Genomic DNA, 18,259 nt, shown 5'->3' on the forward strand with positions numbered 1-18,259 from the left:
TGATTAAAAATAGTTCTTAAAGGTTATGTTTACTATTTAGGTGAATATAAAAATGAATAATTGATAAGGCAACGGTGTCTTAAGAAAGAAAAAACTGTAATTTTTTCTTTTTTAGTGGCACCTTTTTTTATTGTATAAAACAAGTAAAAGTATTATTTAAGTTCTATTTTTAAAAAAATATTATGTATAGAGTCATTTATCTATTATTTGTAGGAGGTAAGTATTTATGTTTAAGGATCTAATATATGTTATACCAAAAGAAAAGCATTCCGAGGAGGATTTAAGGGATATATTAACTTCTCATTCTGAAATAAAGTTTGTATCTTTAATTGGAATAGACCTATCAGGAAATGATACTGATGAAAGAATTCCTATGAAGGTTTTCTTAGAAGACATTTCTGGTTTCATACAAGGAGCAATTCAAACAGACGGATCATCAGTTGTTCTTCCAGGAATAGCAACATTAAATAACGCTAAAGTTGATATGATAGCTGATATAGATGTTAACTGGTTTGTAGACTATAATTTTGAGTTTATAGATGAAGAAACTAGCAAACCAATAGGTACAGTAAGAATTCCTTGTTTCTTAATACACGAAGGTAAAGCCGTAGATTCTAGACATATTTTAAAAGCGGCAACAACTTATGTTAAAGACACATTATTTGATTCATATAAGAAGTATCCTGAGCTATTAACTGCATATGGAGCTACATTTGATGATGTAACTGATGTAATAGCTACAGCTGCTACTGAACTTGAATTTTGGGTAAAAACTCCAGAAGACAAAGCTGAAGTTCAAGAACTTTTTACATCTCAAGTACTTCAAGAACAATACTGGACTAGAACTAAAGGTGTTGTAAGATCAGCTCTTGAAGAAACTTTATTATTAATGGAAATGTACGGTTTAGATCCTGAAATGGGTCATAAAGAGGTTGGTGGGGTAAAGGCTCATTTAACTGAAACTGGTAACCTTACTCATGTTATGGAACAACTTGAAATAGATTGGAAATATGCTGATGCATTGCAAGCTGCGGATAACGAACTTTTTGTTAGAACATTAGTAAAAGAAACCTTCAGAAGGCATGGACTTGATGTTACATTTTTAGCTAAGCCAATTGATGGAGTAGCTGGAAGTGGAGAACACACTCATTTAAGTATTGCTTTAAAATTGAAGAACGGTAAAAGATTTAATTTATATGCCTCAACTGATAACAATTTCTTAAGTATATATGGATATGGTTCCTTAATGGGTATATTAAAAAATTATGAAGTTATAAATCCAATTGTATCTGCAACTAATGATTCATTAAGAAGATTAAAACCTGGATTTGAAGCTCCAGTATGTATAGTTACATCCTTAGGACATTCAGTTGATGTTCCTTCAAGAAATAGAACTATATTATTAGGTGCTATTAGAGATCTTAATAACCCAATGGCAACAAGGTTTGAACTTAGAGCTCCAAACCCATTTACAAACACTTATTTAGCATTAGCAGCATTATTTGTTACTTCAATTGATGGTATAAGCTATGCTATATCAAATAAGAAAACTGAAGCTGATTTACTTTCCGAGCTTTCAAAGGCTGCTGGAGAAGAAGCTGCATATCTTGAAAAAGATAGAGCTTATAGAAGTGAAGAAGATGTATTTGAAGATTACTCTGATGAAGAAAGATCAAGATTATTTGGTAAAGCACCAGCTACAGTTTATGAAAATGTACTAGCATTGGATAAGTATCCTGAAAAAGTTGATGTGTTAAAGTCTGGTAATGTATTTACAGAGGAAATACTTAACAGTTTTCGTATTGGTGTAGAAAGAAGATGGTTAACTGAAATTGACTCAAGAATAATTTCTAACTACACTGATGAAATTAGGGGCTTCAAGAAACTTCATTGTGTTGAGAATGCCTTAGACCTTGATGTAGCTAACTGGCAAAAGGTTAATGATTTAAGACAATACTTGTTAAAAAATAGCTATTCAACAAAGAGCTTATTCACAAGTATAAAAGATGCTATAAATGCTGGTGAGTATGCAACAGTTTCAGAACTTCAAATTAAAATGGATGCTAAGATAGATGAACTTAGAAGCTTATACAATGAATACAAGAATAACTTATTAGATATCTAATTAAAGATAAAAAAGGGTATGTCGCATTAAGAATAGATATTACAACATATTGTATGTAAATTCCTTAGTGCGACAGCTCTTTTTTCTATTACATTAATAAGGATTTCTCTATAAATAAAATGATTATTCAGTTTTTTTCTTATTGATTTCACCAGCATACTTTGCTACTAAGGAAGTACAGTATCCAATGATTTGCTGGCAGTTTTTTTTCCTTTCTCTGCTTTCAAAATCACCATATGGTGCTGAAAGTTCTTTGCAAATCAATGTTCCATAATTTTTCTCAATTTCATTAACCATATCAGCAAAAGGAGCATAAACCTCTTTAAGCTCTTGTGCTCGTTCAGCAGGTGTTTCTTTTGCAAAAGGATTCTTTCTTCCTTTAATAGAACCCAATGATAATACAGCGCCTGTTACAGCACCACAGGTATTTCTCGTATGTCCCATGCCGCCTCCAAATCCAGAAGCAAGGCAAATGGTATCTGGTGATAAATCTGGTTGATACAAGTCTAAAATAGTGCGATAAACATATTCTGAACAGTTTAAACCTTGTCTAAAAAAATTTCTAGCAATACTCTCAGCTTCAGTCATAACATCTTTAATGTCTTTATTTTGTTTTATATCCATGAAAACCCCTCCTTACACTTCCAAGTTTGTAAATTAAATCATTAACTAATTATATCATGAATTCTTCATTTGTAATGTCCTTTGTTTTTACATTTGTAACATCTTTTGCTGTTATTGTAACTCCTTTATTTATGATAGAAGTATTTACTGTAATTCCTGCAGTTCCTGCAATTGCTATAAGTAATATTATTGTACCTACTATTTTTTGTTCTTAATTATAAATACCACTTCCTTAAATACTAAAATTTCTCTGATTATGCAATTAACATCTGTCCATTGCATGAATTGGTAGTATTATAGCATAAGTTTTTGTGAAAAATTAAGACAATAAGTCTACTCCAAAAATATTCAAACATTTGCCAGCATACCAATACTGTATCAGGAATTAAACGAAAGTTAAGCAGAGAGTATCATTATTTTTAAGTTGAAAAATAGTATTAGTAAAAAGAATTCTATATAAAAGCTGGAGTTCTTTTTTTATGTCAAAGCACTAGCTATATTTGTTCTTTAAAATAGAAAACTTAATATTATGGATATTAGTTAAATATTTTGTTATAATACCCTAGGTGATAAAATGATTTTACAAAGGAAGAGAAGTTATAAAATATGAGATTAGATAAATTTTTAGCAGAATCATCTGTTGGAAGAAGGAAAATCGTTAGGATTTATATCAAAGAAGGTTTGGTTAAAGTAAATGGAAAAGTTATAACAGAACCTGCAATGGACATTGACGAAAACTCTGATGTTATTAAGTATCTTGGTAAAGTAGTTACTTATACTGGAAAAGTATATTATATGTTTAATAAACCTGCTGGGTATATTACTGCAAGAAAGGATAAAGCTCACAGAACAGTATTTGATTTTTTTGATGATGATAAAATGAATGAAGTATTTCATGTTGGGAGATTGGACAAAGATACAGAAGGGTTATTGTTACTTACCAATGATGGTGAATTTGAACATAAATTAATGCATCCACAAGAACATATTGAAAAAACTTATTTTTTTTGGGCTTTAGGTTCTTTAGACGAGAAAAGCAGAAAGCAATTAGAGCAGGGAATTTATATAGGAAAAGGTGAAATACTAACAAAACCTGCAAAAATAGAAGTACATAAATGTGGAATGTATAAAGACTTTAAACATGAAATGCCCATTGACAATTTAAGCAATATAGATTCAAATCAGTATAACCAGCCAGTTGTCTCTGGCTATCTTAGTATTACAGAGGGACGTAACCATCAAGTAAAGCGTATGTTAAAGGCAGCAGGTTGTTATGTGGTATATTTAAAAAGGGTTTCTATTGGAGGATTAATGTTAGACGAATCAATGGAAAAAGGTCAGTATCGGCTCTTGACAGAAGTGGAAATTCAAAAATTGCTAAACAGCAGCAATCATATTGTAACAATGTAGATAAAACTTCTGACATCACGGACATAAATCTCTTAAGTACCACAATATAATATTGTTTTAAATTTTAGAGATAAGAGGAAATATAACATTCTCTTCTTATTTTAACGAATAACTCATTTTTTCAGCAGCCACAAGAAATGTATTGATCTCTCTTAATTCCATTATTCACTATCTGTAAATAATTTTTAATAATAATATTAAATATATTAAATTTTCATATCATAGCATTAATGATATAATCTAAAATGAATAAAGTCAATACCGATGGCAAGCGTTAAATAGTAACTTAATAGAAGGCTGTTGATATAACGAAGGATAAAAGGAGGATATTGTGAAAGGGTTAGGTACAATTATAAATACTATAGCTGTAATCATTGGAAGCGGTATTGGTTTGTTTCTTAAAAATGGAATGAAACAGAAAATGCAGAATATCTTGATGCAGGCTTGCGGTGTAGCAGTAATCTTTATTGGCGTTGCGGGAACTTTGCAGGGTATGATTACTATACATGGAGGAAATATAGAAACAAAAGGAACTATGCTTTTAATTTTTTCATTGGTAATAGGAGGATTTATTGGACAGGCATTAGATATTGAGAAATGGCTGGATGCTTTAGGTGAAAAAATTAAAACTATTGCAAAAGCAAAAGAGGACAATCAGTTTGTAGAAGGTTTTGTTAATACATCTCTTATTATTTGTGTAGGAGCTATGGCCATAGTCGGTTCCATACAGGATGGACTTAAGGGCGATTATTCAATGCTGCTTGCCAAATCTATTTTAGATTTTGTAATAGTTTTGGTTTTTGCTTCAACTCATGGACTTGGTGTTATGTTTTCTGCTGCTGCAATTTTTGTGTATGAAGGAGGTATTACACTTCTTACTGTTTTTATTGGTCCTTTTTTAGGAAATACACTAATTGAAAATATGTCTTTTGTAGGAGCAGCGCTTATTTTTTGCGTTGGTGTAAATATTGCATTTGGGAAGAAATTTAATGTAGGCAATATGCTGCCAGCACTTTTAGTTCCGTGTGTATACGAGTTAATTTTGAATCTTATTAAATGAGGATATTGCACAATTAAAATTGAGAATAAATTTTTTGAAAATATCTAATTAAAGATAAAAAATTCTTACATTTATCAATATGTAAGAATTTTTTTATTACATTAATAAGCTTTTATTATAAATAAAATGATTACTCGGCTTTTTCGTTATTGGTTTCACCAGCATACTTTGCTACTAAAGAAGCACGGTATCCAATGATTTGCTGGCAGTTTTTTCCCTTTCCCTGCTTTGAAAATCACCATGTGGTGCTGAAAGTTCCTTGCAAATCAATATCCCATGCCGCCGCCAAATCCAGAAGCAAGGCAAATGGTATCTGGTGATAAATCTGGTTGATACAAGTCTAAAATAGTGCGATAAACACATTCTGAACAGTTTAAACCTTGTCTAAAATAATTTCTAGCAATACTCTCAGCTTCAGTCATAAGATCCTCAATAGTTTTATTTTGTTTTATGTCCATGAAAACCCCTCCTTACACTTCCAAGTTTGTAAATTAAATCATTAACTAATTATATCATGAATTGAAGTATAAGGAAGTCTATTTCATTCATTATGCTTATATATGCATAAGCCATAACAGTGCCTTACTAAATCTTTTTGGAATTTCAGTAAAATGACCTCCATTGTTCCATTCTAGTATTATGTTTTGTGAAAACACAAGCTGTTTTGACAATATAGAAAAAGTCTTTTGAGTGCAATCTCCAACTTTAGCCATACGCTGATTTCTACTGCGTTCTTCACTTTTTCCAAGAGAAAGGTATACTTTTGTAGCATTATGTATAGGAGAATTACAACTCATGAATTCAATCCAACCATCATACCATAATGAACCAGATAAACTTCCTACTTTTCCAAAGGTTTCAAACAGATAAAGGCTGTATAAAGTTGTAAGCCCACCTAAGGAATAGCCAATTAGTGCAGTATTTTCAGGTTCAGTTTTTGTTTTGTAGTGTGTATCTATAAAAGGCTTGATAACATTAGTGAGTTTACTTAGATATTCATGTGCACCTCCACTAAAGTTTTCACTGTTTTTTGTTAAAGCTGGTGCAGGCCATGGAGAAAAATTATGATTCCAGTTTTTTGATTCAATACTTACAAGTATAAAAGTGCTGCAGTCTATATCAAAATGAGATTCTATAGAATTTATTATTTCTTCCATATTATTATCTCCGTTCATATATACAACAGGATAATTAATATCAAGTATATTGTAGTTAGGTGGAAGGTATAGTGAACAATGATGATCATTGATATTTAAATTTTGTATAGTTCCTTTCATGGCTTCACCCCTTAGAATATTTAAATTGATAATTATTAATTTACAGCAAATTATGGAGAAGTACAAATTTTTTCTGGTTTATGTGTCAGCGAGGCAAAGATTTGGGGCTTAAGCTTAATGTTCATAGGTATAGGGATTGTATTTGTTATTTTGTGCATTGTAATCATAATTTGTATATATTGTTGACAGTACTAAAAAATATGATATACTTATAGTCAGTACTGAGTATAAGGAGATTACAAATGAAAATACAATTATATATTCTAGGGCTTCTTATGAGATATGGCCCTCAACATGGATATAGTATAAAACAAATAGTATCAGATAACATAGCAGCCTTTGCTAAAATCAAACTTCCTACAATTTATTATCATTTAGATAAACTCGCTGAAAAAGGCTATATAAATTCTGTTATTGAAAAAGATGGCAATAGGCCTGAAAAAACGGTATACTCTATTACTGACTCAGGAATTGCTTATTTTAATTCTTTGATTAATAAAATTTTAGCTGAAAATTATAGTGTAGAATTTGATTTTGATGGAGTATTATATTTTTCTGACTTTGCTGATAAGGATGCTGTTATTAAAAATTTAAATAGACAAAAAGAGTATATAGAAAATAAGCTGAAAGAATTAGCTAGAACTAAAGATAATACAGTAAGTAGATTGTTACCTGATTACAGAAGTTACTGTATTAGTATATTTAATCATCATATATATCATTTAGAAACTGAATTAAAATGGATAAATGAAACATTAAAGGAACTCTCTTAAGAGTTCCAAAAAAATGTTATTATAGTCAGTGCTGAGTATAATTACGGAGGTATATTTATGGAAAAGAGTATTTGTTCAAGAAACTTTGAAGTTAACTATTATGAAGTGGAGGGTAACATTTGGAGGACTATCTCACATTTAATGGATTATCAGCATGATATTCAAGTAATAGTAGATGTATCTGTACCAGATATGATTATATTAGACGCTAGGATAGAGTTATTGCGTTATCCAATTAAAGATTGTATTTTAATTAAAGATAAAATGAAAGAATTAATAGGTATTAATGTTATTTCAGAATTCCGCTCTAAATGTGATGAATTGTTTTCTAGTGAAATGGGATGTGGCAATGTTAGAATGCTTCTTGGAATTTCCGTTCCTGGGGTAATCTTTAATTATTTTCCTCATCAAATTAAAGTAGGAAATATGACAGAAAGTCAATGGTGGGATTTTTGCAAAGAAAAACTTCCCAAGGCATGTATAGCTCACACAATAATGAGTAATAATGTCTAAATACTAAGCAAGAAAATCTAATTTATACAAACAAGAGTAAAAATGATGATATTAAATTATTTGTATAGGAGAGGAGTAAAACTATGGCTTATAAATTGAAAGAAGTAACAAAAATTATTAGTGAAATATGGGGGGATATTGCGAGCGGAAAACTGCCCCTTCTTTTTGATAGTGGGCATATGTACAAGAAAGGCATGGGAAAAAGTATGGCGGGAACAAAAATCGGGAGATATAAAGAGAGTTTTTACCGAAGATTATGAGAGTACCGTTCCTGGTGAATATACGAAAGATGGAAAGGCGCATTGCTATTTATATATTGCCAATTAGGCATTTAACTCATCTGGGTCTTAGAAAAACTTATTCAGGGCGTATAAGCCGTTATGTATAGCATAAGGACTCTAAATCGCTGATGCCCAAAAGTTCTAACATCTCCCACATGAAGAAAAGCAGATACCCTAAATCTTTGATTTGGTTATTTTGCTTTTACTGTGTGATAAGAGTGTTGTGAATGACAACCATCAAATAAATTTAGAATGTGATATGCTAAATTTTATATGTGGACAACTAAGCAAGGCAAAAATTGTATTGAGAAATATTTCCACGTACCTAGCATATGAAGAAATGTTCACTATTAAAAAAATATAAGCAGTATAATTATAAAAAGGTAGTAAAGACTTTGTGCTAAGGTTTTGCTATCTTTTTCTTATGACAATAATTCAAACTGAGTAACTTATCGCTTAGTCAAATAAACTTAAGATGAATTTAAGATCATTTTAAATCCACCTTAATCTCATACATATACAATCTAACTGAAGTTAAATTTAAAAGAAAATACAGGAGGGAATCTTAATGAATATAATGGAAGTTAGAGATGTAAAAAAAGAGTATGGTTCAAAAAATGGAGGAAGTAAATCAAATGCATTAAATGGGGTGAGCTTTTCTGTTCAAAAGGGTGAATTTCTTGGAATTATGGGGCCTTCAGGAGCAGGTAAATCCACATTATTAAATGTAATATCCACCATTGATAGTCCAACCTCAGGAACAATTACACTTGGAGGAAAAAGTTTTTTAAATCTTAATGAAGATGAACTATCAATATTTAGGAGGAAACAGCTTGGATTTATTTTTCAAGACTACAATCTTCTTGATACTTTAACCTTAAAAGAAAATATTATTTTACCACTTTCTTTATCTAAGGTGGATGTGGCATCTATGGAAGAGAAATTAAAAAAAATCAGCGGCATTTTGAATATTGAAGATATACTAGGAAAATATCCTTATGAAGTTTCAGGAGGTCAGAAACAAAGAGCAGCTGCTGCAAGGGCTATAATAACTGATCCAGAAATAGTCTTTGCAGATGAGCCTACAGGAGCACTGGATTCAAAATCTTCAACAGAGCTTTTAAACAACCTTTCTTTATTAAATAAGGATAATGAAGCAACAATTGTTATGGTAACTCATGATGCATTTGCAGCAAGTTACTGTGACAGAATTATATTTATAAAGGATGGAATACTCGATACTGAGATTGAAAAAACAGGAAGTAGAAAAGATTTCTACAATGAAATATTAAGAACCCTTTCCATTGTAGGAGGTACTGAAAGTGAGCTTGCTTAATCTTGGAATAAACAATGTCAAACACAATTTTAAAAGTTATGTTTCGTATTTTATTAGTACTGTATTTTCTGTTTTCATACTTTTTGTGTTTTTTTCTATTTATTTCAATAGGGAAATGGAAAGTTATAGTAGTGGAAGGTTAAAGTTATATACTGTATTTAAAGTTGCTTCAATTATAGTAATAATTTTTTCAGCTCTTTTTATTTGGTATGCTAACGGTTTTTTTATAAAAAGCAGAAAAAAAGAAATAGCTATATATTCCATTGTTGGTATGAAAAAAAGAGAAATAGGAGTTCTCTTATTTTGTGAAAATATGTTTCTTGGAGTATTAGCAATAATTATAGGTGTACCATTAGGTGTTATAGCTTCAAAATTTCTTTTTCAGCTTCTTGTTAATATGATGAAGGCTAGTGTTGCTGCATATTTTACTTTAGACATAAGAGCAGTAATTGCTACAACTATAATATTTATGGCTTTATTCGTATTTAATTCAATTAAGGCGTATAGGGTAATATATAAATTTAGCGTTATTGAACTTTTACACGCAGACAAGGAAGCTGAAAAGGTTCCTGAAGGTTCAAAAGTAAAGGCACTAATATCTATCGTTATGATTTTGCTTGGATATTTTATTGCTTCCACTAAAATTCTTCAAGGCGGAAGCAAAATGATGTATTTTGCACTTCTTGTATTGATATTGGTAATTTCAGGAACCTATATTTTATTCAATAATTTTATTATAGTAATGCTTACTAAGCTTAAAAAAAATAAAAAGTTGTATTATAAAGGAGAAAATCTTATAAGCATTTCTCAGATACTATATAGGATAAAAGCAAATTCTAATACTCTTGCTACTATAGCAATAGTGTCAGCGGTTGCACTTACTGCAATAGGTTTTACATTTAGTTTTTATGTAGCTTTGCAAAAAATGCCTTCGTATGTCTCACCTTTTTCATTAATGTATAAGGGCGGAGATGAAGATTTAAACAATAAAGTAGAACAAATAATAAATAAGTATGGTGAAGTAAAAGTTACTCACAAGTCAGATATAGAGCTGATTAATGTAAAAGCACTTACATCAAAGTATAAGGGACCTTATGGTGTGGATTTAAAGGCACCTTTTGATGCATATATAATGTCTAAAAGTGAATATAACGAAATCATGAATAATTCAGAAATGAGTAGGACTAATTCCGTTGATGGCTTTCAGGTAGTTAAAGACTTAAAATTTACAAATGATAATCAGTGCTTTTTTATTGAGGTTACTAATGAAAGTCAACATGGAAGGCTCAAAGGAGAGAAGGTCAGCGTTCAAGACTCTAGTGATAAATTTAATTTAAATATTATAGATTCTGATGGTAAGGGCGTTGTGGGAAAAAATTTTGCAAAAACCATGCTTGTTGTTACAGATCATACTTTCAATAAATTACTTAATAGTAATAAAGATAATACTACTAAAATAAGAGGATATATGTTAGATAATCCTTTAAATTCTGGGAAGCTTGTTTCTGAATTAAGTCATGTAATTGCTCAGGATAGATACTTTGATTCGTTCTATAATGCCTATAGTATTTCTTATAGAATATATGGGTGTTATGTATTTATTGGTGCATTTCTCGGAATTTTATTTATACTTTCAACAGGTAGTATACTTTACTATAAACAACTTATGGAAGCATATGAGGATAAGGAAAGATACGGTATATTGAAAAAGATAGGTGTTAGTAAAAAGGAAAAAAGACATACTGTTGTTAAGCAACTTGCACTAATATTTGGATTGCCTGTTTTAGTGAGTTTGTTTCACAGTATTGCAGCTCTATATATATTTATTGCCTATGCCAGTGAAGCTAAAATTATCGTAGAATGTGTTGGTGGAATAGTATTAGTTTATATTGCAATTTATTTATGCTACTATATGATTTCGGTTAAATCATATATGAAAATTATCAAGTAATTTTTAGATTCATATGGAGGTTCATACAAAGAATGGTGGGGTTATCAATGTAGCAATGATATAAAAATTGCTTAGAAACAGAAAGTAACTAGACACCATATTTTTAAATATAATAGGAGGTACTGAAAATGACACTATTTAATCTTGGAATAAATAATGTTAAACACAATTTTAAAAATTATGTTTCTTATTTTATAAGTACATTAACCTCAATTTTTATTCTCATGATATTTTATTCTATGTATTATAGTAAACAAATACATTCATTTAGTTCAGATAAAGTTAAGGTTGGAGCTATTTTTAAAGCGGCAGCTTTTGTAGTTATAATATTTTCAGCCATTTTCATAGGCTATGCTAATAGCTTTTTTATAAAAAATAAAAAGAAAGAAGTTGCTATATATTCACTGCTTGGTATGAAGAAGAAAGAAATAGGAACACTCATGTTCTTTGAAAATATCTTTCTAGGGATATTGGCCTTAATTGTTGGAGTACCCTTAGGAGCATTTACCTCCAGGTTCTTCTTAAAAATACTTAATGTATGTATGAAATCAAACAAGCCTATACAGTATAACTTTGATATTAGATCTGTATTAATGACGGTTTTTGTTTTTATGATTATATTTTTGTTAAACTCCATAAAAGCCTACGGAATAATATATAAGTTCAGGCTTATAGAGCTTATACATGCGGCTAAGGAAGGAGAGAAGAAACCTAAATTTTCTAAGCTCCTAGCATTATTATCATTAATAATGATAATCAGCGGATATATTGGTGTATTAAAAATGAATTTGGAGTCTGGAGGAGCCCAAATGTTGTACAAAGGTCTCCTTATAACGCTGTTTGTTGTTGCAGGAACTTATATATTGTTCAACAATTTCATAATTTATATCTTTAAGCTATTTGAGAAAAATAAAAAAGCTTATTATAAAGGAGAAAATCTAATAGGAGTATCTCAAATAATCTACAGAATTAAAGGGAATTCTAATCTTCTGGCAACTATAGCGGTTGTATCTAGCGTTGCTATTACCGCATTATGTTTTACATTTAGTCTTAATTTGACCCTTGATAAAATTGCACCAAGTGGATGTCCTTTTTCAATAATGTATCAAAGCGGAAACCAGGAATTAAATAAAAAAGTTGAGGCTGTTATTAATAATCATAAAGAGATTAAAACAACTTATAAAACAGATATTGTAATGATAAATGGAAGTGGGCTCACACAAAAATATAATGGGCCCTTTGAGAAAGATTTAAAGGCTCCTTTTGATATGTTTATAATGTCTGCATCTGAATACAAGGATATTGTAAATAATTCAGGTTTTAATGATGGTACAGACGTTGTCGATAGAGCTAAGGATATTAAAATTAATAAAGAAAATCAATGTTTTTTCATTGAAGTAAGTAATTCACTTGAAGCAAGAGGAAGACTTGCAGGTGATGAGCTTAATGCAACTATTGGAGAGAAAGCTTATAATCTTGATATTTCCGACTCAAGTAAGAAATGTGTTTTAGGAGTTAAACTTCAAAAGACAACTATAGTAGTACCAGATATATTTTTTAATAAGCTTTTAAATGATAATAGAAATAATACAACTGTTATAAGAGCATATAATTTTGATAATGTATTAAAAAGTGGAAGTGTTGTTGCAGAGATTTCTCAAATGATGCCAAAGGGCAGAATTTTTTCTTCTTACAATGACATGTATACTGAGGTTCATACTTTGTATGGAAGCTATGTGTTTATAGGTGCCTTCCTAGGTATTCTCTTTGTTGTTTCTACTGGAAGTATAATGTATTATAAGCAATTAACAGAAGCTTATGAAGATAAGAATAGATACTCTGTACTTTCAAAAATAGGTTTAACTAAAAAAGAGACTTTAAGAATTATATCAAAGCAATTGGGATTTATTTTTGTAATGCCACTTCTATTTGGTATTCTTCATAGTATATTTCCACTTATAGCCTATATGAAATATCTCTGTGGCTTTTCAATATCACAGATGGAATGGATGGGTATGACAATGGGAGTATATGCAGTAATTTATTTATGTTTTTATCTTCTTTCTATTAAATCTTATATGAAAATTATAACAAAAAATGTTGTATACTAAATATATAATTTAAAAATTAGATTCCAAGTTAATAGAATGCTTGGAATCTAATGATATAAAGAGGTGTTTTGGGAGTGAATTTAGTAAACAATGCAGATAAAAAAATATTACTTATAGATGATGAAGAAGATATAACAGACTTAATAGAAGATATTTTGTTAAAGGAAGGCTTTAAGAATATCAGAAAGGCTCATTGTGGCTTAGATGGTATAAAAATATGTGAGGATGAAAAGCCTGATATAATAGTGCTTGACATAATGCTTCCAGATATTGATGGAATAGAAGTATGTAAAAGAATAAGGCAATTTTCCTACTGTCCAATTTTATTTTTATCAGCAAAAAATAGCGATGTTGATAAAATTGTTGGATTGAGCATTGGTGGAGATGATTATATTACTAAGCCTTTTAGTCCAAAGGAAATTGCTTTTCGTATTAAGGCACAGTTTAGAAGACAGCAGTATAATGGTATAAAGGAAGTTAGTGACAACGTAAATGATAATATAAAAATTAGTAATATTACTATTGATAAGCTTCACAGTCAGGTATATAAAGAAGATATAGAAGTAAAGCTTACAGCGAAAGAATACAAGCTTCTTTTATATTTAGCAGAAAACTCAAATAAAATAGTTAATAAAGAAAGATTATGTGAAGTAGTATGGGGAGAGGATTATATTGGGTATGATAATACAATTTCTGTTCACATAAGACATTTAAGAGAAAAGCTTGAGAAGAATCCTTCTAAACCAGAAATTATAGTTACTGTAATAGGACTTGGGTACAAGCTTGTAAAAAGAAAGGAATAGAATGAAAAAATCAGGATATAAAATAATATTTAACTTATATTTTAAATTTTTTATTGGTCTTCTTATTTTAATTTCAATTTTTATGGGAATAGTATTGTATATATTAAATGTTAATATGTATAGTGAAAACAGTTATGCTAACTGGAGCAGCTGGCCTGGATACTTCACATCAAATTTCTATAAAAAAATTAGTTTTGAAGAAGGTAAACCAAAGCTTACAGATTCAGCAGTAAGTCAATTGAAGGAGTACAAGCTTTCCTTTCAAATTGTTGATAAAAATGGAGATTCAGCATTAGAATATAATGAACCTGAAGGAGCTTTAAAACACTATTCTCCAATAGATATAGTTCAATTGTACAAAAATGGATACAGTGCAGGGGATTATACTATGTTTGTTGGAAGTGTTAATAACAGAGGAGAAAAATGGACGTACATTATAGGTTTCCCTGCGAAAATATCAAAAATTACTATGTATGTGAATTATGATAAGTTTTCGAAGATTAAGTTTATTATATTAAGTTTATTTATATTGCTTATACTTCTTGTTGCAGTTTATGGTATATGGATGAATCATACATTATCTAATATAACAACAGGCATAAAAGGGCTTGCTTCAAATGATTATATTCCTATGAAGGAAGAAGGAATGTATAAGGATGTACTTTATAGCCTTAATCTTTTAGATAGTAAGCTTAAAGCTAGTGAAGAAGAGAGAAGAAGAAATCAAACTTTAAGAGAGGAATGGATAGCTAATATTTCTCATGATTTAAAAACTCCATTATCACCAATAAAAGGTTATGCGGAAATATTAACTGATTCTAAATATGATGTTAGTCTTTTGGATGTAAAAAAGTATGGAGAAGTAATACTTAGAAATGCAGAAAATGTGGAGGATATAGTTGAAAATTTGAATTTTACATATCAATTAAAAAATGGCATGCTTCCTGTAAATCGCAGCGAGGAAAATTTAGTGCGTTTATTAAAGGAAGTAATTATAAACATATTGAACCATCCTAAATATGAAGAAAGAAATATTATCTTTAATTGTACAGAAGATAGGATAAACTTTAATTTTGACAATACACTTTTGAGAAGAGCTTTTACTAATCTTTTATATAATTCAGTAATTCATAATGCTCCAGATACTATAATAAAAGTTTCTGTAAGACAAGAGGACAAAATATATATAACCATTGAGGATAATGGAAAAGGTATGTCAGAAGAAGAAGTGAAAAAGCTTTTTGAAAGATATTATAGGGGTACAAAAAGTTCGGTAAGTGTTAAAGGTTCAGGCCTTGGAATGGCAATTGCTAAGCAAATAGTAGAAGCACATGAAGGGGAAATTAATGTTAAAAGCAAACAAAATGTTGGTACATGCATACAGATTGAATTGTAAGTTGATTAACAATATGAATGGAGGAGCCTGATTGTATGATTCTCCATTCATTTCAAATAAGATTTATATGATTATTTTATTAACCAGTTAAAATTGGCTTTATGCTCAACATATTCAATTATTGTACCATCAAAATGTTTTACAGTCATATTCATTCCTGAGGGTACTATTTTTAAATCTCTAATGATAACAGCACCATTATTTAATAAAAATTCTTTAAATTCAGTAATGGAGTCAACTAGAAATGTTGCTTGAGTGTCTTTAAATGGCTTTAATGATTCATCAGAACCACTTATTATCAAAATATTTCCAACTGTAGCTAGTTCTAAGCTTGCTTCAGAATATTTAAATATATTACTGCATTTTTCATTTAAGATTTTTTCATAAAACTTTATTGCTTTTTTCATGTCATTTACATAGAAACGATTTAAAACTTTTTTTATTTCCATTTGTAATCATGCTCCTTTTCAAAATTGATTTCTGCTTTATAAGCTACTATAATATTATGGTAATAGATGTAATCATTCAAGTACGTACTTTTTTATTAGATACTAACAAAAATAGTACTATTGAGGAGGAAGGAGGTTTTAATGGGAAGAATATTAAAAAATCCCCAGTCTAATAAATCATGTCCAATAGCAACAGTACAATATTTGATTTCGGGAAAATGGAAAATGATAATACTATTTCATTTAAGTCAAAAAACAAGGAGATTTAATGAACTTCAAAGGTTATGTAAACAGATTTCTCAACCAATTCTGGCGAAACAGTTAAGAGAACTTGAAGATGATGGATTGGTTCATAGAGAAATTTATAAGGAAGTACCTCCAAGAGTGGAATATTCATTAACGGAAATGGGACGTTCTTTTGTTCCTGTATTGAAAACTATGGGAGAGTGGGGAAAAGTTTATATAAATTCTATGGAAGAAAATGAGTAATCATTCTATAAAGAAATAATATGCAATTGAAAATGTAAAGTTTTAGCTTATTAAATTTATAATAGTATTTATAGTATAATGGTACTAGAAGGAAGTGATATTATATGAGAATTTTAGTTGTAATTCCATTAAGTGAAGAAGAAAAGGAAAAACTTAAATCAAAGATGCCAGAAGCGGAGTATATTTTTATATCAAATAAAGAAATTAGCGATGAAATTGTAAAAAGTGCTGATATAATTATTGGAAATGTTCCTCCAGAATACATAAAGGGAAGTAAAAAGCTTAAATGGCTTCAATTAAACAGTGCAGGTACTGATGGATATTGCGAAGCTGGTGTAATCCCTGAAGGAGCATATCTTACAAATGCATCAGGTGCTTATGGTCTTGCAATATCTGAACATATGCTTGGTATGTTATTTGAAATTAAAAAGAAATTGAATTTATATTATATGAATCAGAAAAAACATATATGGAAGGATGAAGGAAATGTTACCTCAATAGAAGGAAGTACAACATTAGTTGTAGGTCTTGGTGACATTGGAGGGGACTTTGCTAGGAAAATGAAAGCACTTGGAAGCTATACCATAGGAGTAAAGAGAACCAAAGGACAAAAGCCAGAATATATTGATGAATTGTATACAATGGAAGCTTTGGATGAACTTTTGCCTAAAGCTGATGTAGTGGCTTTAAGTCTTCCTGGGACAAAGGATACTCACCATTTATTTAATAAAGATAAATTTAATTTAATGAAAAGAAATGCAATTATTCTTAATGTGGGAAGAGGAAACTGTATATGTACTGAAGATTTGTGTGATGCTCTTGAAAATGGAATCATTAGTGGTGCAGGTCTTGATGTAACAGAACCAGAACCGCTGCCATCTGAACACAGATTATGGGATGCGCCAGGGGTTATTATTACTCCTCACATATCAGGATTTTTTCATCTTCCAGAAACTTTAAGAAGAATTGTCAACATAAGTATTGAAAATCTTGAATATTTTAAAAATCAGCAGCCATTAAAGAATATAGTGGATTTTAAAACTGGTTATAGAGTTAACAAGAAAAAAGTTTAATAGAAGTATATTAAATTTGCATAAAGTCATAAGTAAGAGATATTAGTAAATAAAATGCTGCATAAAGTGATAATGGTATTTATCACTTTTTTATTATAGTAAAATTGACTCAAAATATTATTTGAAATTTTTAGTTTTATAATATACTTCTTAAATACCCATAAGAGAACTTACACCTGAAATTTTTAAAGATTTTACATCAGATGCTAAATTGTTAAGGATTTTTTGAAAAATTAATACCTTTTAATTTAAGCAAATTTATTAATGAATTTGAAGTGTAGTTTAAGTTAGAAAAACTTGGATTGCTATCATATTCAGTGTGCATAGAGGATTTTGAAGTTACTTTCTGAACTTTATCCTCAGAAGAATCTGAATTAGGAGACGAACTTGTACGTGTAATATATAATTGAGGATTTGAAAGGGCATTTATCTGATAAGCTTGATTATAATAGCTATAATTATAGTAATTAGAAGAAATGTTCATAATTTTACCTCCAAAAATCCATTTATTTTCTATATTAATTGAAAATTTTGCATGTCCGAAAGTTGAGTTATGATATAATATAAAGGATTATATAAAAAATATAT

General features: G+C 29.7%; 17 protein-coding genes and 1 pseudogene. 13 read left to right on the plus strand and 5 right to left on the minus strand.

Annotated elements, in window-relative coordinates:
- The first annotated feature begins 226 nt into the window (after nucleotides 1–226).
- Nucleotides 227–2,125, plus strand: a complete 1,899-nt coding sequence (locus tag Q6H37_RS12670) for a glutamine synthetase (protein WP_318742279.1) — start codon at nucleotides 227–229, stop codon at nucleotides 2,123–2,125.
- Between the two features lie 123 nt (nucleotides 2,126–2,248).
- Here Q6H37_RS12670 and Q6H37_RS12675 read toward each other — a convergent pair whose 3' ends face one another.
- On the minus strand, nucleotides 2,249–2,749 hold the full coding sequence (locus Q6H37_RS12675; protein WP_318742280.1) for a C-GCAxxG-C-C family protein: 501 nt from the start codon (nucleotides 2,747–2,749) through the stop codon (nucleotides 2,249–2,251).
- A gap of 606 nt (nucleotides 2,750–3,355) precedes the next feature.
- Between Q6H37_RS12675 and Q6H37_RS12680 the strand changes: the two genes are divergently transcribed.
- Together Q6H37_RS12680 and Q6H37_RS12685 are read left to right on the plus strand one after the other, a co-directional pair.
- The gene (locus tag Q6H37_RS12680) at nucleotides 3,356–4,159 is read left to right on the plus strand and encodes a pseudouridine synthase (RefSeq protein ID WP_318742281.1); all 804 of its coding nucleotides are present in this window, start codon (nucleotides 3,356–3,358) and stop codon (nucleotides 4,157–4,159) included.
- Nucleotides 4,160–4,490: 331 nt separating this feature from the next.
- Nucleotides 4,491–5,219 carry a DUF554 domain-containing protein gene (locus Q6H37_RS12685; RefSeq protein ID WP_318742282.1) on the plus strand — a complete coding sequence of 243 codons (729 nt, stop codon included), beginning with the start codon at nucleotides 4,491–4,493 and terminating at the stop codon, nucleotides 5,217–5,219.
- Between the two features lie 266 nt (nucleotides 5,220–5,485).
- Here Q6H37_RS12685 and Q6H37_RS12690 read toward each other — a convergent pair whose 3' ends face one another.
- Both Q6H37_RS12690 and Q6H37_RS12695 read right to left on the minus strand, forming a co-directional pair.
- Nucleotides 5,486–5,677, minus strand: a complete 192-nt coding sequence (locus tag Q6H37_RS12690) for a hypothetical protein (protein WP_318742283.1) — start codon at nucleotides 5,675–5,677, stop codon at nucleotides 5,486–5,488.
- A 96-nt stretch (nucleotides 5,678–5,773) separates the two neighbouring features.
- Nucleotides 5,774–6,496: an alpha/beta hydrolase gene (locus Q6H37_RS12695; protein ID WP_318742284.1), complete on the minus strand. Its 723-nt coding sequence runs from the start codon at nucleotides 6,494–6,496 to the stop codon at nucleotides 5,774–5,776.
- Between the two features lie 242 nt (nucleotides 6,497–6,738).
- On the opposite strand from Q6H37_RS12695, the gene Q6H37_RS12700 reads away from it, so the two are divergent.
- The 8 genes and pseudogenes from Q6H37_RS12700 to Q6H37_RS12735 all read left to right on the plus strand — a co-directional run bounded on the left by Q6H37_RS12700 (nucleotide 6,739) and on the right by Q6H37_RS12735 (nucleotide 15,660).
- Nucleotides 6,739–7,269: a PadR family transcriptional regulator gene (locus tag Q6H37_RS12700; RefSeq protein ID WP_318742285.1), complete on the plus strand. Its 531-nt coding sequence runs from the start codon at nucleotides 6,739–6,741 to the stop codon at nucleotides 7,267–7,269.
- A 57-nt stretch (nucleotides 7,270–7,326) separates the two neighbouring features.
- Complete coding sequence (locus tag Q6H37_RS12705; protein WP_318742286.1) at nucleotides 7,327–7,782, plus strand: DUF2889 domain-containing protein; 456 nt, start codon at nucleotides 7,327–7,329, stop codon at nucleotides 7,780–7,782.
- Between the two features lie 83 nt (nucleotides 7,783–7,865).
- Nucleotides 7,866–8,109, plus strand: a pseudogene (locus Q6H37_RS12710) (hypothetical protein).
- A gap of 522 nt (nucleotides 8,110–8,631) precedes the next feature.
- A complete protein-coding gene (locus Q6H37_RS12715; protein ID WP_318742287.1) occupies nucleotides 8,632–9,399 on the plus strand; it encodes an ABC transporter ATP-binding protein in 768 nt (255 codons plus the stop codon).
- Entirely contained in the window at nucleotides 9,386–11,350 is a 1,965-nt protein-coding gene (locus Q6H37_RS12720) for an ABC transporter permease (protein ID WP_318742288.1), read from the plus strand. Before Q6H37_RS12715 ends, Q6H37_RS12720 begins: the two co-directional genes overlap by 14 nt.
- 128 nt (nucleotides 11,351–11,478) lie before the next feature.
- Entirely contained in the window at nucleotides 11,479–13,461 is a 1,983-nt protein-coding gene (locus Q6H37_RS12725; protein WP_318742289.1) for an ABC transporter permease, read from the plus strand.
- A 74-nt stretch (nucleotides 13,462–13,535) separates the two neighbouring features.
- Entirely contained in the window at nucleotides 13,536–14,264 is a 729-nt protein-coding gene (locus Q6H37_RS12730; protein WP_318742290.1) for a response regulator transcription factor, read from the plus strand.
- Nucleotide 14,265: 1 nt separating this feature from the next.
- Nucleotides 14,266–15,660, plus strand: a complete 1,395-nt coding sequence (locus Q6H37_RS12735; RefSeq protein ID WP_318742291.1) for a HAMP domain-containing sensor histidine kinase — start codon at nucleotides 14,266–14,268, stop codon at nucleotides 15,658–15,660.
- Between the two features lie 71 nt (nucleotides 15,661–15,731).
- Here Q6H37_RS12735 and Q6H37_RS12740 read toward each other — a convergent pair whose 3' ends face one another.
- Nucleotides 15,732–16,109: a VOC family protein gene (locus tag Q6H37_RS12740; RefSeq protein WP_318742292.1), complete on the minus strand. Its 378-nt coding sequence runs from the start codon at nucleotides 16,107–16,109 to the stop codon at nucleotides 15,732–15,734.
- 141 nt (nucleotides 16,110–16,250) lie between these two features.
- Here Q6H37_RS12740 and Q6H37_RS12745 point away from each other — a divergent pair, with 141 nt between their 5' ends.
- Both Q6H37_RS12745 and Q6H37_RS12750 read left to right on the plus strand, forming a co-directional pair.
- Entirely contained in the window at nucleotides 16,251–16,598 is a 348-nt protein-coding gene (locus Q6H37_RS12745) for a helix-turn-helix domain-containing protein (protein ID WP_318742293.1), read from the plus strand.
- A 104-nt stretch (nucleotides 16,599–16,702) separates the two neighbouring features.
- Nucleotides 16,703–17,671 carry a D-2-hydroxyacid dehydrogenase gene (locus Q6H37_RS12750; RefSeq protein WP_318742294.1) on the plus strand — a complete coding sequence of 323 codons (969 nt, stop codon included), beginning with the start codon at nucleotides 16,703–16,705 and terminating at the stop codon, nucleotides 17,669–17,671.
- Nucleotides 17,672–17,885: 214 nt separating this feature from the next.
- Here the strand turns inward: Q6H37_RS12750 and Q6H37_RS12755 are convergent, their stop codons facing one another.
- Complete coding sequence (locus tag Q6H37_RS12755; RefSeq protein WP_318742295.1) at nucleotides 17,886–18,155, minus strand: hypothetical protein; 270 nt, start codon at nucleotides 18,153–18,155, stop codon at nucleotides 17,886–17,888.
- Nucleotides 18,156–18,259 lie beyond the last annotated feature (104 nt).

Origin of the sequence: Clostridium sp. JS66, from assembly GCF_033561535.1 — a bacterium.
Lineage (GTDB): Bacteria > Bacillota > Clostridia > Clostridiales > Clostridiaceae > Clostridium_AM > Clostridium_AM carboxidivorans.

What these genes read in the sequence shown, in the direction of transcription:
- Q6H37_RS12735 (WP_318742291.1), top strand. Translation starts at nt 14,266, where the DNA reads ATGAAAAAATCAGGATATAAAATAATATTTAACTTATATTTTAAATTT.
- Q6H37_RS12695 (WP_318742284.1), bottom strand. Translation starts at nt 6,496, where the DNA reads ATGAAAGGAACTATACAAAATTTAAATATCAATGATCATCATTGTTCA.
- Q6H37_RS12675 (WP_318742280.1), bottom strand. Translation starts at nt 2,749, where the DNA reads ATGGATATAAAACAAAATAAAGACATTAAAGATGTTATGACTGAAGCT.
- Q6H37_RS12750 (WP_318742294.1), top strand. Translation starts at nt 16,703, where the DNA reads ATGAGAATTTTAGTTGTAATTCCATTAAGTGAAGAAGAAAAGGAAAAA.
- Q6H37_RS12690 (WP_318742283.1), bottom strand. Translation starts at nt 5,677, where the DNA reads ATGGACATAAAACAAAATAAAACTATTGAGGATCTTATGACTGAAGCT.
- Q6H37_RS12745 (WP_318742293.1), top strand. Translation starts at nt 16,251, where the DNA reads ATGGGAAGAATATTAAAAAATCCCCAGTCTAATAAATCATGTCCAATA.
- Q6H37_RS12740 (WP_318742292.1), bottom strand. Translation starts at nt 16,109, where the DNA reads ATGGAAATAAAAAAAGTTTTAAATCGTTTCTATGTAAATGACATGAAA.
- Q6H37_RS12755 (WP_318742295.1), bottom strand. Translation starts at nt 18,155, where the DNA reads ATGAACATTTCTTCTAATTACTATAATTATAGCTATTATAATCAAGCT.
- Q6H37_RS12670 (WP_318742279.1), top strand. Translation starts at nt 227, where the DNA reads ATGTTTAAGGATCTAATATATGTTATACCAAAAGAAAAGCATTCCGAG.
- Q6H37_RS12715 (WP_318742287.1), top strand. Translation starts at nt 8,632, where the DNA reads ATGAATATAATGGAAGTTAGAGATGTAAAAAAAGAGTATGGTTCAAAA.
- Q6H37_RS12680 (WP_318742281.1), top strand. Translation starts at nt 3,356, where the DNA reads ATGAGATTAGATAAATTTTTAGCAGAATCATCTGTTGGAAGAAGGAAA.
- Q6H37_RS12705 (WP_318742286.1), top strand. Translation starts at nt 7,327, where the DNA reads ATGGAAAAGAGTATTTGTTCAAGAAACTTTGAAGTTAACTATTATGAA.
- Q6H37_RS12700 (WP_318742285.1), top strand. Translation starts at nt 6,739, where the DNA reads ATGAAAATACAATTATATATTCTAGGGCTTCTTATGAGATATGGCCCT.
- Q6H37_RS12725 (WP_318742289.1), top strand. Translation starts at nt 11,479, where the DNA reads ATGACACTATTTAATCTTGGAATAAATAATGTTAAACACAATTTTAAA.